The organism is Kribbella sindirgiensis (assembly GCF_004331435.1).
GTDB classification, from domain to species: Bacteria; Actinomycetota; Actinomycetes; order Propionibacteriales; family Kribbellaceae; genus Kribbella; species Kribbella sindirgiensis.
In genome coordinates, this window is sequence record NZ_SJKA01000034.1 from 21,046 (window position 1) to 34,008 (window position 12,963).

The 12,963-nt window shown below is 68.4% G+C and carries 16 protein-coding genes; 11 read left to right on the forward strand and 5 right to left on the reverse strand.

Annotated elements, in window-relative coordinates:
• Window positions 1-2: 2 nt before the first annotated feature.
• From tpiA to E0H50_RS42060, 4 genes are all read left to right on the forward strand, one after another.
• Complete coding sequence (gene tpiA, locus E0H50_RS42045; RefSeq protein WP_131296894.1) at window positions 3-818, forward strand: triose-phosphate isomerase; 816 nt, start codon at window positions 3-5, stop codon at window positions 816-818.
• Window positions 815-1,048: a preprotein translocase subunit SecG gene (gene secG / locus E0H50_RS42050; protein ID WP_130385521.1), complete on the forward strand. Its 234-nt coding sequence runs from the start codon at window positions 815-817 to the stop codon at window positions 1,046-1,048. The genes tpiA and secG overlap by 4 nt, the downstream gene beginning before the upstream one ends.
• A gap of 16 nt (window positions 1,049-1,064) precedes the next feature.
• The gene (locus tag E0H50_RS42055) at window positions 1,065-1,424 is read left to right on the forward strand and encodes an RNA polymerase-binding protein RbpA (RefSeq protein ID WP_131296896.1); all 360 of its coding nucleotides are present in this window, start codon (window positions 1,065-1,067) and stop codon (window positions 1,422-1,424) included.
• An 81-nt stretch (window positions 1,425-1,505) separates the two neighbouring features.
• Complete coding sequence (locus E0H50_RS42060; protein WP_131296897.1) at window positions 1,506-2,489, forward strand: SMP-30/gluconolactonase/LRE family protein; 984 nt, start codon at window positions 1,506-1,508, stop codon at window positions 2,487-2,489.
• Here the strand turns inward: E0H50_RS42060 and E0H50_RS42065 are convergent.
• Window positions 2,476-4,203, reverse strand: coding sequence for a BCCT family transporter (locus E0H50_RS42065; protein WP_131296899.1), 1,728 nt, complete (start codon window positions 4,201-4,203; stop codon window positions 2,476-2,478). The two genes, E0H50_RS42060 and E0H50_RS42065, sit on opposite strands and share 14 nt — an antisense overlap.
• Before the next feature lie 137 nt (window positions 4,204-4,340).
• On the opposite strand from E0H50_RS42065, the gene E0H50_RS42070 reads away from it, so the two are divergent.
• A complete protein-coding gene (locus tag E0H50_RS42070; RefSeq protein ID WP_131296901.1) occupies window positions 4,341-5,195 on the forward strand; it encodes an LLM class flavin-dependent oxidoreductase in 855 nt (284 codons plus the stop codon).
• Window positions 5,196-5,286: 91 nt separating this feature from the next.
• On the opposite strand, the gene E0H50_RS42075 is transcribed toward E0H50_RS42070, so the two are convergent.
• Window positions 5,287-5,496, reverse strand: a complete 210-nt coding sequence (locus E0H50_RS42075; RefSeq protein WP_130385526.1) for a cold-shock protein — start codon at window positions 5,494-5,496, stop codon at window positions 5,287-5,289.
• A gap of 435 nt (window positions 5,497-5,931) precedes the next feature.
• On the opposite strand from E0H50_RS42075, the gene E0H50_RS42080 reads away from it, so the two are divergent.
• Window positions 5,932-6,210 carry a protealysin inhibitor emfourin gene (locus tag E0H50_RS42080; protein WP_131296903.1) on the forward strand — a complete coding sequence of 93 codons (279 nt, stop codon included), beginning with the start codon at window positions 5,932-5,934 and terminating at the stop codon, window positions 6,208-6,210.
• Here E0H50_RS42080 and E0H50_RS42085 read toward each other — a convergent pair.
• Window positions 6,207-7,658, reverse strand: a complete 1,452-nt coding sequence (locus tag E0H50_RS42085) for a beta-N-acetylhexosaminidase (RefSeq protein WP_131296904.1) — start codon at window positions 7,656-7,658, stop codon at window positions 6,207-6,209. The genes E0H50_RS42080 and E0H50_RS42085 overlap by 4 nt on opposite strands.
• 139 nt (window positions 7,659-7,797) lie before the next feature.
• Window positions 7,798-9,006 carry an MFS transporter gene (locus tag E0H50_RS42095; protein WP_165547488.1) on the reverse strand — a complete coding sequence of 403 codons (1,209 nt, stop codon included), beginning with the start codon at window positions 9,004-9,006 and terminating at the stop codon, window positions 7,798-7,800.
• 49 nt (window positions 9,007-9,055) lie between these two features.
• On the opposite strand from E0H50_RS42095, the gene E0H50_RS42100 reads away from it, so the two are divergent.
• Together E0H50_RS42100 and E0H50_RS42105 are read left to right on the forward strand one after the other, a co-directional pair.
• Window positions 9,056-9,748, forward strand: a complete 693-nt coding sequence (locus tag E0H50_RS42100; RefSeq protein WP_165547489.1) for a CGNR zinc finger domain-containing protein — start codon at window positions 9,056-9,058, stop codon at window positions 9,746-9,748.
• 171 nt (window positions 9,749-9,919) lie between these two features.
• Window positions 9,920-10,336 carry a VOC family protein gene (locus E0H50_RS42105; protein ID WP_131296908.1) on the forward strand — a complete coding sequence of 139 codons (417 nt, stop codon included), beginning with the start codon at window positions 9,920-9,922 and terminating at the stop codon, window positions 10,334-10,336.
• 44 nt (window positions 10,337-10,380) lie between these two features.
• Here the strand turns inward: E0H50_RS42105 and E0H50_RS42110 are convergent, their stop codons facing one another.
• Window positions 10,381-11,118, reverse strand: a complete 738-nt coding sequence (locus E0H50_RS42110) for a phytanoyl-CoA dioxygenase family protein (protein ID WP_131296910.1) — start codon at window positions 11,116-11,118, stop codon at window positions 10,381-10,383.
• Window positions 11,119-11,188: 70 nt separating this feature from the next.
• Between E0H50_RS42110 and E0H50_RS42115 the strand changes: the two genes are divergently transcribed.
• The 3 genes from E0H50_RS42115 to E0H50_RS42125 all read left to right on the forward strand — a co-directional run.
• Entirely contained in the window at window positions 11,189-12,019 is an 831-nt protein-coding gene (locus E0H50_RS42115; RefSeq protein WP_131296912.1) for a helix-turn-helix transcriptional regulator, read from the forward strand.
• Between the two features lie 147 nt (window positions 12,020-12,166).
• A complete protein-coding gene (locus tag E0H50_RS42120) occupies window positions 12,167-12,628 on the forward strand; it encodes a hypothetical protein (protein ID WP_131296914.1) in 462 nt (153 codons plus the stop codon).
• Between the two features lie 32 nt (window positions 12,629-12,660).
• The coding region (locus tag E0H50_RS42125; protein ID WP_131296916.1) for a hypothetical protein at window positions 12,661-12,963 on the forward strand (303 nt) is incomplete at its 3' end.

The following is a 12,963-nucleotide window of genomic DNA, read 5'->3' on the forward strand; positions in this document are numbered from 1 at the left end:
GCATGGCCGCCGACAACACAGCTGCCCGTACGCCGTTGATGGCGGGCAACTGGAAGATGAACCTCAACCACGTCGAGGCCGTGCACCTGCTGCAGAAGCTGAGCTGGACGCTGCAGGACAAGAAGCACGACTTCGAGCGGGTCGAGGTGGCGGTGCTGCCGCCGTTCACCGACATTCGCAGCGTGCAGACGCTGGTCGACGGTGACCGGATGAAGATCCGGTACGGCGCGCAGGACGTGTCCACGCACGACTCCGGGGCGTACACCGGCGAGATCTCGGCGGCGATGCTGAGCAAGCTCGGCTGCACCTATGTGCTGACCGGGCACTCGGAGCGCCGGCAGTACCACGGCGAGGACGACGCCCTGGTGAACGCCAAGACGGCGAAGGCGCTCGAGGCCGGGCTGATCCCGATCGTGTGTGTCGGCGAGGGGCTCGAGGTGCGCAAGGCCGGCGAGCAGGTGCCGCACACGCTGGCCCAGGTCGACGGCGCGCTGGCCGGCCTGAAGCAGGACGACGTCCGCAAGCTGGTGCTGGCCTACGAGCCGGTCTGGGCGATCGGTACCGGCGAGGTCGCGACGCCGGAGGACGCGCAGGAGGTGATCGCCGCGATCCGGGGCCGGATCGAGGAGACGATCTCACCCTCGGTCGCCGACTCGGTACGGATTCTTTACGGTGGATCGGTGAAGATGGCCAGCGCAGGTGGCATCATGGCCCAACCGGATGTCGACGGCTGCCTGGTCGGAGGCGCGAGCCTCCAGGTGGACGAGTTCGCCGGCATCTGCCGTTACCTGGACCTTCAGTTAGGCTACTCCTCGTGATTCTCGCTTTCTCGATCGTCGTGATCGTCTGCAGCCTGTTCCTGACGCTGCTGGTACTGCTGCACAAAGGCCGCGGTGGCGGCCTCTCGGACCTGTTCGGTGGCGGGGTGTCGTCCAGCCTGGGCGGCTCGTCGGTCGCCGAGCGGAACCTGGACCGGATCACGATCGGCGTCGGTCTGATCTGGTTCGCCGCCATCGTCGCGCTCGGCCTGCTCTACAAGCTCGGCTGAGGGGGAGTAGGTTCCCGTGGCTGGTGGTGGCAGTGCGATTCGTGGCAGCCGGGTCGGTGCCGGGCCGATGGGCGAGGCGGAGCGCGGCGACACCGCGCCCCGGCAGCGCATCGTGTTCTTCTGTGCGAACGGGCACGAGACCGCGACCTGGTTCGCGGTCGAGGCGGCCATCCCGGAGGAGTGGGACTGTCCGCGGTGCGGTCTGCCGACCAGCACCGATGTGAACAACCCGCCTCCGCCGCCGAAGATCGAGCCCTACAAGACCCACCTGGCCTATGTGAAGGAGCGCCGCTCCGAGCAGGAGGCGCAGGAGATCCTCGACGAGGCGCTGGAGAAACTCCGCGCCCGCCGCGCCCGCGGCGAAGTCATCTTCTGACCTACGACGCCTGGCCCGGACCGATCGGTCCGGGCTTGTGCGTTGTGTGAGCGGACCGCTCCGGCGCGCTAGGGTCTGCGCATGAAGACGTCGATCGCGCCCGTCCGCTGGACCCCGCCGCCCGTGCCGCCGGTGCGGCACCCTGCCGCGATCGACGTCGAGGTGGTCGCGCTGCCCGGCGCGGGACCCGAGGACACGCTGATCGACGACGACGGCAGCGTCCTCACCGGTCTGTACGACGGCCGCATCCTGCGCGTCAGCGCCGACGGCAAGACGATCAGCACTCTCGCCGACACGGGTGGCCGGCCGCTCGGCCTGGAATGGCTGCCCGACGGCAAGGTGCTGATCTGCGACGCGAACCGCGGTCTGCTGACGCTCGACAAGGACAACCGGATCACCACGTTGCTGTCCGAGATCGACGGCCGCCCGATGCGGTTCTGCAACAACGCGGACGTCACCGAGGACGGCACGATCTACTTCACCGACTCGTCGACCCGCTTCGGCATCGACGAGTGGATGGCCGATCTCCTCGAACACTCCACGACCGGCAGCGTGTACCGCCGTACGCCCGACGGCGAGCTCACCCGGCTGGCGACCGGTCGCGGCTTCCCGAACGGCGTGGCGCTCAGCAGCGACCGCCGTACTCTCTTCTGGGCCGAGACCGCGACGTACGGGCTCTACAAACTCGACCTCACCACCGAGGGCGCCGAGCCGGTGCAGATCGCCGCGATCCCGGGGCTCCCGGACAACATCGCCCGCGGCTCGGACGGCCTGATCTGGGTCGCGGTCGGCTCGCCACGCAACGCCGTACTCGATCTGCTCCTGCCCAAGCACCCGGTGCTCCGCAAGATCGTCTGGAACCTGCCCGACGCGCTGAAGCCGAAGGCCGCGGACATCATCGAGATCCAGGCGTACGACGAGAATGGCGAACTGGTCCACGACCTGCGCGCCAAGCACCCGGACTTCCACATGCCCACCGGCGTCCGCGAACGCGACGGGAAGGTGTGGCTAGGAAGCATCGGCACGAGCTCCCTAGCCACGTTCCCGACGCCTACTTCTTCGTAGCAGGCACGTCGTCCTGCTTCTCGCCGCTGCTCACGACCAGGGCGAAGTCCTCGCCGTGGGTGCTGACACCTTCGATGACCGCAGCCTCGACCGCCTCCGAGCCGATCTCGCTGCGCAGCATCAAGGGGTCGGTGCGCAGGTCCTTGGCCAGCGCGACCGCGAGACCGACCATCACGATCGCGAACGGCAGCGCCGCGACGATCGTGAGGTTCTGCAGGCCCTGCAAGGCGTCCGCACCGCCTCCGCCGGCGATCAGCATGATCGCGGCCACCGCACCGGTGAGCACGCCCCAGAAGATCACCAGCGGCTTCTTCGGCTCGATCGCGCCGCGCTCGGACAGCGTGCCCATGACGATCGACGCGGCGTCCGCCCCGGAGACGAAGAAGATCGCCACCAGGACGACGACGATGACCGTCGTGATCGCGCTCAGCGGGATGTGGTCGAGCATGCCGAACAGCTGACCCTCGGTCGTCGACGCGCCGGCGATGTCCGTGCCGTCCCGCTGCAGGTCGATCGCCGTACCGCCGAAGATGCAGAACCACAGCACGCTGACCAGCGACGGCACCAGCAGCACGCCGGTGACGAACTGCCGGATCGTGCGGCCACGGCTGATCCGGGCGATGAACATGCCGACGAACGGCGTCCACGAGATCCACCAGGCCCAGTAGAAGACGGTCCAGCCGGACAGCCAGGTGGCCATCGCGTCGCCGCCGCTCGCCTCGGTCCGCGCGGCCATGTCGGCCAGGTCGCGGAAGTAGTCGCCGATCGCGGTCGGCACCAGGTTCAGGATCAGCACCGTCGGGCCGACCACGAACACGAAGACCGCGAGGACGACGGCCAGCACCATGTTGATGTTCGAGAGCCACTGGATGCCCTTCGCAACGCCGGACACCGCCGAGGCCACGAAGGCCGCGGTCAGTACGGCGATCACGCCGATCATGACGCCGTTCCCGGTCTTGTCCAGCCAGCCGAGGATCCGGACACCGGAACCGATCTGCAGCGCGCCGAGCCCGAGCGACGCGGCCGACCCGAACAGCGTCGCGAAGATCGCCAGCCCGTCGATCACCTTGCCGATCGGTCCTTCGGTACGGCGTCCCAGCAACGGGGCGAACGCCGCGCTGATCAGCTGCGACCGGCCGCGCCGGAACGTGCCGTACGCGATCGCGATCCCGACGACGGCGTAGATCGCCCACGGGTGCAGGGTCCAGTGGAACAACGTGGTCGCCATCGCCGTCTCGAGCGCTTCCGGCGACCCGCCCTGGACGGTACCGGGCGGCGGCTTGACGAAGTGCGTGAGCGGCTCGCTGACGCCGAAGAACATCAGCCCGATGCCCATGCCGGCGCTGAACATCATCGCGACCCAGGACACGGTCTTGAACTCGGGTTCCTCGTCGTCGCGGCCGAGCGGGATCCGCCCGTACCGTCCGGCGGCGAGCCAGATCACGTAGACGACGAAGCCGGAGGCCAGCAGGACGAACAGCCAGCCGGTGTTCTGCTCGACCCAGCCGAGGGCCGAGCCGGACGCCGTACCGAGACCGGCGGCGTCGATGATGCCCCAGGCGACGAAGGCCAGGGCGATGACCGCGGTGACACCGAAGGTGACGCGGTCGAGTCCGGAGCCGCGACTTCGGCTCCCGGGTGGTGGGGGTGTTGCGATCGCTGGATGTGTCGCGGGGTCTTGGGTGTCTGCCTGGTTGTCGATATCGATCGCCACAGGTAAGTCACGCCTCGCTTCGGCGCGCCTCCGTTCTGTTGTGTCGGGGACAGGGTGGGGACTGCCTTACGACCGTGTCGAAGATCGTGGCAAAACGCAACAATCGTGCTTTCGGCCACACTCGGTAAGGTGCGCACATGCGTTTCGGGATCGCGATTCTGCCGGAGTACCGCTGGCAGGACGCCGCGCCGCGATGGCGGCGGGCAGAGGAGTACGGGTTCGACCATGCGTGGACGTACGACCACCTGACCTGGAGCGGTCTTCAGGACTCACCGTGGTACGGGACGACCCCGACGCTGACGGCGGCCGCGCTCGTCACGTCGACGATCAAGCTGGGCACGTTCGTCACCTCGCCGAACTTCCGGCACCCGCTGGCGCTGACCCGCGACATCCTCGCGATCGACGACGTGTCGGACGGCCGGTTCCTGTGCGGGATCGGGGCCGGCGGCAGCCTGGACGCCACGATCCAGGGCGGGCCCGACCTGACACCGCGGCACAAGCAGGACCGCTACCAGGAATTCGTGCGGCTCCTCGACACCCTGCTCACCACGGACGGCGTCGACTTCAAGGGCGAGTACTTCGAGACGCGCAACGGCCGGACGCTGCCTGGTTGCGTCCAGCAACCACGTGTCCCGTTCATCCTGGCCGGCAACGGGCCGCGGTCGCTCAAGTTCGCCGCCAGGCACGGCGACGGCTGGATGACGACCGGGGGAGCGGCTGACGATCTGGACAGCTGGTGGACCACCGTCGCCGGCCTCAGCCACCGCCTCGACGACCTCCTCGAAGGCCGCCACCTGGACCGCTACTTGTCCCTCGACTCCAAGCGGTACGCACTCTCCGGCCCAGCCGCCTTCGAGGACGCCGTCGGCCGCGCCGCAGCCCTCGGCTTCACCGACGTCATCACCCACTGGCCCCGCACCGAGGGCGTGTACGCCGGCTCCGAAACCGTCCTCGAGCAGATCGCGAACGACGTCGTACCGCGCTTGCGGTGAGACGGCTGTGCTGAGACGGCTGTGCTGAGACGGCGAAAGGGCCGCACACCTGGTGGTGTGCGGCCCTCTCGTCAGTGTGCTGGAAGGGCGATCAGGAACCGATCGCGCGGATGTTCTCCGCCTGCAGACCCTTCTGGCCCTGGGTGATCTCGAACTCCACGCGCTGGTTCTCGTCCAGCGAACGGAAGCCCGACATCTGGATGGCGGAGTAGTGCGCGAACACGTCCGCGCCACCGTCATCCGGGGTGATGAAGCCGAAGCCCTTGTCAGCGTTGAACCACTTGACAGTACCGACAGCCATTTGTCTATCTCCTCGATGGCTATTAACAATCCGCGACCCACACCTCATGAGCCGCGCGTCGCCGAAAGGCCCCAGACGACAGACCGGCCATGCAGCACAGCAAAAGTCAGGGAGTCCAAACTTGCAACGCCATAACTGTAGCCGTTCTGCGGGCGGATGGTAGGGGTGACCACAAACACGTGTCGCTGATTGTCGCCGCCCGTTACCCTCCGTGCACGGCTAATTCTGGGCGGCGGACGCGCGGTCCGGAACCCGAAATCCCGCGCCGACCTGCTGTTTCGCGGTCGGAGCTGCGGGCGGAGCGTTGGCAACGAAGGACAATGGCCCGGTACGCCGGGTGATGGGCGCAAGAATCTGATCGGAGTTCCCGGCGTGTCGCGCGACTGTGGACAGGTGCGGGACCGTTGCGCGTCAGGCAACAGCGAGGAGGCAACAATGATCGTCAGCGTGACCCGGAGCGGCGGTTTCGCCGGGCTGACCAAGCACGGCGAGCTGGACACCAGCGACCAGCCGGACGCCGACCGGCTGGAGGCCGCAGTCCAGGAGCTCGTGGCCAAGGACCTAGGTACCGGCCGGCCGCAGCCGGACCGGTACGTGTACCGGCTGGAGGTGCGTGACTCCCCTGATGACGCAGCTGGCGTCACGCAGCACACCGTCGCAGAGCAGGACGTGGACGCGACCACGGCCTGGCTACTGGACCGCATCCTCAGCTAGCGCCAGTCGATCTCCGGTGCCCGGTAGAAGTTCACGCCGAGTACCTCCCAGCGCGGGCCCTGCTCGGCGAGCCGGTCGCGGTACGTCGTCCAGTCGAGCGCGGACTCGGGTGACCACCCCAGCTCGGCGATCCCCGGCAGCCGCGGGAACACCATGAACTCGACCTTCTCCAGGTCGTCGAGCGTCTCCGTCCACAGCGGCGCCTCCACGCCGTCGATCGCGCTGGCCGGCACGTTCGGAAGCAGTGTCGCCGGGTTCCAGCTGTAGGACTGCTCGACGCTGACCAGTCCGGCCCATTGCAGGCCGAGCGGCGTCTCCTCGTGGTACTTCATGTCCAGGTACGCCCGGTTCGCGGGGGAGAGCACCAGCGTCGCGCCCTGCTCCACCGCCTGCTGCGCCAGCACCTGCGCCTTGGGGTCCTCGGTGCCCCAGTACTGCACGACGGTGCCGGCGGGCAGCGGCCCGTCGGCGATCTCGTGCCATCCCATCACCCGCTTGCCGTACTTCACGACCAGCTCGGCGGCCTTGGGTACGAAGGCGAGGTACTCCGAGTGCGGCGTCGAGTGTGCCTCGTCCCCACCGAGGTGCAGGAGGTCACCAGGCGTCTGCTCGGCCACCTCCCGGAACACGTCGTCGAGGAACGCGTACGTCACGTCCTTGTCGATGGTGAGCGAGCTGAAACCGACCTCGGTCTCCGTGTAGAGGTCCGGCGCCTGGTCACCCTTGTTCAGCTCGGGGTACGACGCCAGCGCCGCATTGGTGTGTCCTGGGGTGTCGATCTCCGGTACGACGGTGATGTAGTGCTCAGCGGCGTACTGGACGAGGTCGGCGTAGTCGGCCTTCGTGTAGTAGCCGCCCGCACTGCCGCCGACCTGCTGACTGCCGCCGTGCTCTGTGAGGCGCGGCCAGGTGTCCACCTGGATCCGCCAGCCCTGGTCGTCGGACAGGTGCAGGTGCAGCCGGTTGATCTTGTAGAGCGACACCAGGTCGATGAAGTGCTTGACCTGGTCGACGGTGAAGAAGTGCCGCGAAACGTCGAGCATCACGCCGCGGTACCCGTACCGCGGGGAGTCCGAGATCGTCGTACCGGCGACCTCCCACGGACCGTCCTGCTCGCTGCCGGCCTCAGCCTTGGCGGGGAGGAGTTGGCGGAGGGTGGTGACGCCGCGGAACAAGCCCTCGGCGGTCGCCGCTGTGATGGTCACGCCGGACGCGTCCGCGCGCAACTCGTAGCCCTCGGCACCCAATGACTCCGGACCGTTGGCGGACAGCGTGATCGTGCCGGTGCCTTGCTGGACCGGGAGCGCGAAACCGGTCGACCGCCGGAGCTGCGCGGCGAGGTTGTCGGCAATCGTCTGCATCTGCTCGTCGACGCCGATGGTGGCGTCGGACAGCAGCGTGAAGGTCTCGTCCGGGAGCGCCTGCTGCGCTGTGGGCTGCGGAATCATGATCGAAAGTGTTCGCGGCTCCCGGCATTACGTCAAGAGCCTTCAATACCGCCTGGCGGCCTCGATCGCCTGGGCGCCGCCGGGGACGGCCAGCCAGCGCAGACCGGCCGCCTCGACCTCGAAGAAGCACGCGGGCGCGTCAGGCAGGCTCTTCACGAACGGCGTGGTCGTCCCGGCACTCTGGCATGCCGACTCGAGTCCTAGCCAGCAGTGGCTCGCTCAGCACGACCAGGGCCGCGAGGACCACCAGCAAACCTCCCACGGTGGCCACGCTGCGGACGCTGGAGTGGTCGATGAGGACACCGCCCAGGAGTGCGCCGGCGGCGATCCCCAGGTTGTAGGCGGAGTTGGTCCCAGCTGACGCCAGCGAGGTGTTGATGGGAGCCACCTGCAGTGTCCGGGTCTGCAGAGCGACAGCCATCGCGCTATAGGCCAGGCCGCCCACGGCGATGAGTACGACCGTCGGTACCTTCCACTGGCCGAATGCGGCAAGCCCAAGCAGCACTGCGGCGACCAGGAGGATCGCCTGCAGTAGTACTGCCCAGGGATGGCGGTCGAGCACCCGTCCCACGAGAGCCGCGCCAACCACACCACCCAGCCCACTGGCCAGCAGGACCGGTCCGAGTGCGGCCGTCCCGAAGCCGGACAGCTCCAGCAGGAACGGCGTCACGTAGGTGTTGAAGGTCATGAACCCGGTAACGCCGATCGCTGCAGCGGCAACCACGGCGGCGTACCGGCGGGCATCCGGGGCCTTGCCCCGCCTGGTCGTCGCGTCCTGGACCTCTACCCGCGGCAGCAGCGTCATAGCGCCGGCGAACAGCGCAGCGCCCAGCCCGGCGGTCAGCAGGAACGGGATCCGCCAACTGGTGTTCGTGCCGAGCCAGGTGCCCAGCGGTACGCCGAGAACGGACGCCAGTGCCGCACCGATCGAGATGCGCGCGACAGCCCGGCCCTGCTGGTCCGGCGGAACCAGACTGGTCGCGATGGACGGGGCGATCGACCAGAAGAGCGCCTGCGACAGCGCGGTCACCAGCCTGGCGCCGAAGAGGACCTCGTACGTCGGTGCGGCCGCCGCGAGCAGGTTGGCCACCGCGACGACGGCCAGCGTGCCGCTCAGCACCGTGCGGCGCGGGAACCTGTGAGTGAGCCGGGTGAGCGGGATGGACGTGAGGACGACGATCACGGCGTACCCGGAGACGAGGAGGCCGATCTGGGAGTTGGACCGGTCGAGATCTCCGGCCATCACGGTCAGCAGACCGATCGGCAGCACCTCGATCGTGACGTACGAGAAGGTGCCGACGGAGAGCATGAGCAGGGCCGCGGCGGCGCGGCGGGACGTGAGAGGCATCCTGACACCTGATTCCAGTAAAGGATCGTATGGTGGTAGCATCTCATCCGTGACCGACAGTTCTCCTGCGGAATTCCGCATCGTGGGCGGACACCCTGCCCTCGACCTGGTGAACACGGTCACCCCACGGGTGCGAGGCGGTGCCGTGGAGCACGACTACCTGACGTCGCCCGCCGAGCTGGTCGCCTGGGCCCGCCGGGCCGGGCTGATCGATCTGCGCGACTACAGCGCCGTCGAGGGCACCTGGCGCTCGTCGCCGGAGCTGGCCGCGAAGGCCCTGCGCGCGACGCTCGAGATCCGCGAGGCGGCGTACGACGTGTTCGCGCCGCGGGCCGCCGGTGCGGTGGTCGCGGCCGACGGCGTCAAGCACAGCGAGGGCGCCGCGTTCGAGCGGCTGATGCTGCGCTGGTCGGCGGCCGCCGCGCGGTCGATGCTGATCCCGGACCCTGGCACGGACACCGGCCGCGAGAGAGGCATCGCGGAACTGGTCGTCGGGACCTCGCCGGCGCAGCTGATCCCGGACCGGCTGGTGGTCGCGGCGGTCGAACTGGTGCGGGGCGTCGAGTTGCGCCAGTTGCGGGCCTGCCCGGTCGACGACGGAGGCTGCGGCTGGCTGTTCCTCGACCGCAGCCGGAACGGTTCGCGCCGCTGGTGCGCGATGGAGGACTGCGGGACGCGGGCGAAGATCCGCAAGCTCGGCGAGCGCCGTCGCGCTACCGGCGTACACCGGCTTGAGAGGTAGCGCGCTCGAACCTTCACTGTCAGCGACCGGCTCACTGGCCGAGAACGCGTGTCGAAAGGTGCGAATTGTCCCCGCGACCTGTCATCGTAGGCGGCCGGGCCTTCCGACAAGTGGGCCCTGGCCGGACCTGCCCCTCATGCGGAGCAGGCTGACATCGAATGTGGAGGACAGATGACGCAGGTGGCAGAGCAGCCGGGCAGTACTGCCGGGCGGCTCGGCTCGGTGGTCCTGGATTGCCCGGACCCACTCGAGCTCGCCCAGTTCTACTCGGCGCTGCTGGGGCTGGAGATCGACGAGAACGGCGACGAGGACTGGCGGAGCCTGACCGGCCCCGGCTCGTCGTTGGGGTTCTCGACGCTGGCCTTCCGGCGCTCGGAGGAGTACGTGCCGGACACGTGGCCCGGCACCGACGCGCAGGATCTCCATCTCGACCTGATCGTCGAGGATCTGTCCAGCGGGCACGCGACCGTGGTCGCCCTCGGAGCTGAGCCGCTCGATCCGCTGGACCCGCCGCCCGCCGACAACGCGCGCGGCTGGCGGATCTACGCCGACCCCGCGGGGCACCCGTTCCGGATCTGCCTCGAGTGAGTCACCGAAGAGCCCGCCCCGACTCGGGGCGGGCTCTTCGCCTGTCAGGAGGCGCTGGCGAACGGGAAGTGCCGGCCCTCGACGTACTGCGGCCGCGGCTGGTAGCTGTTCACCCCCGGCTCACCGCGCAGATGGAACGCACTCGGGTACGGCGACTCCGGGTCGGTGATCCGCGTCGACGTCGGGATGTACCGGATCGTCAGCCCGCAGCGCCGGTGCGGGGACGTGTTCGCGGTGCTGCCGTGCACGATGTTCGGGTGGTGCACCTCGACATCGCCCGGTGCGAGCACCATGTCGACGGCCTGCGCCTCGTCGACCTCGACCGCGATCTCCTTGCCGAGCACACTCTCCACGTCGGTGTTGTCGCGCATCCCGGCGACCGCGGAGCGGTGACTTCCCGGGATCACCCGGACGCATCCGTTCTCCGGCGTCGAGTGGTCGACGGCGAGCCAGAGCGTCACCACCTCCATCGGGTCGAGCGGCCAGAACGCGGCGTCCTGGTGCCAGAGCACCGGCTGCCCGGAGTACGGCGGCTTGGAGATGTAGTGCGACGCGAACAGCGCGATATCCGGCCCGATGAACTTCTCGGCGATGTCGACGAGCCGGTCGTCGCTCACCAGCCGGACCCAGAACGGGTCGTCGCGCAGATAGATGTGCCCGAGCTGCTCGGGCCGGACCTCGGGATGCCGGGCCTGCAGCCACTCGACATGGTCGTTCACTTCCTTGATCAGGTCTTGGTCGATGACGTCGCGGAAGATGACGTAGCCGTCTGTTTCGAACATGCCTTCAGCGTGCGGCTCTGGCACCGCCGGGCACTAGCAGCCCGGCGACGAGAATTTGTACTGTGATGAGGTGGATCAGGTCCTGCGCTTCGAGGCGCACGCGTTCGGCCGGCCGTACCACGCGGCGCGCGTCCGAATCCCGGCCCGCGCCCGCGACACCGAACTGCACACGCACGCGGACTTCCACGAGTTCATGGGAGTCGTGTCCGGCAGCGGCGAGCACCTCCTGACCACCGGCGTCGAACAGCTCACCCCGGGCACGATCGTCCTGGTGCGTCCGGCGGACCGGCACGCCGTCCGCGGCTCGGCGCCCGACGGTCTGGAGTTCGTGAACGTCGCCTTCCCGAGCGCGGTCTGGCAAGGCTTCCTCGACCTGACCCGCACCGACCCGACCGCCAGCTGGTCCGCCGCTCGCGGACCGATCAGCTTCGACCAGCCGGCCGCAATCGCCGGCTTCGAACACGCCCTGGCCCGCTTCCAGGACAATCCCAGCACCTACGACCTGCTGCGGTTCTGGACAGATCTCGTCGAACTGCTCGCACCGGTCGACGCCCCCGGTCCCGGCGTACCCGACTGGCTGGCGCGAGCATGTACGTCGATGCGCGCCGAGGAGAACCTCCGCGGGGGAGTACCGCGCCTACTCGAACTCGCCGGCGTCAGCGCCGCACACCTGTCCCGCTCGATGCGCGCGGCCTACGGCGTCACCCCCACCGCCTTCGTCACCGACGTCCGCCTGGAACACGCCGCATCCTTGCTAGCAGCAACCAACACCCCGATCGCCACGATCGCAACCCGCTGCGGCTTCACCACCCAGTCCTACTTCACCCGCTGCTTCACCACCGCCCACGACCTCACCCCGAGTGAGTTCCGCCACCGCTCCCAACGCGCCTTCGTCCCGTGACAACAGGCCGACTCGGCTTCGCTCGTCACCGGTAGTCTCCCGGCTCGATGTGAAGCGATGTACGACCGCCGACGACAGCTCAGATCCGCGAAGCCTTCGGTCTCGAGGTGGGCGAGCTGCGGGTCCATCCGGGCGGGTTCGAAGCGGATGCGTTCACCGACAGTTGCTGGTTCGCAAAACTCTGGCGTCAGCTACGCCGTGTTCCCGTACGTCGGGGGCCGCCAGGCAACGGGTAACGACACCGTGGCGATTGCTCAGGCGATGCGCGCCGTACACGACATCGCGGACCTCCTCCTACCTCGGGCCGATCTGCGCGAGTGGTGCATCGAGGCGCTGCGCGACCGGCACGACCACCCTTGGCTCGCCGATCGCCGCGACGAGGTTCTGGCCAACGTCGACCGGCTCGAAGTGGTGATCGAACGGGCGCGGGCGATCGACTGGGGTCACGTGATGCTCGCGCCGCGCGAGCACGACCTGTTCGCCGCCTTGTGTGAGCCTGGCACTGTGCGCTTCCTGCTGGCCTACGGCGCGGAAGGGCTCGACCTCACCCACCTCGAGTACGCCAGGCTCGCCAGATCCCTACGCGTCGCGGGCCATGTGAGAAGTTGAGTTTAAGGGAACAGATGTTCTAATATGGGTCCATGGTGAGCGTTGGGGCAGAGGTGGGCAGCGACTCGTGGGTCGCGGCCGATACCGCCTCGCGCTCCGATGCGGGCCCTCATCGCGGCATCGCGCGGATCCATTGCAACTGCGAGCCGCTGGACGATGGCTACGTCCCGGACGATCTGTACCACCTGACTGGTTCCGAGGCCCCGGATGATGCGCGTTTCATCACTGAGGAAGACCAGTTGGACGCGGAGTTGGACGAGTTGCTGGGTCGGAATCGGTATTCGCGGGTGGATGAGTTGGAGTGGCAGGAGTGGGACGGTGTCGAGCAGGATGCC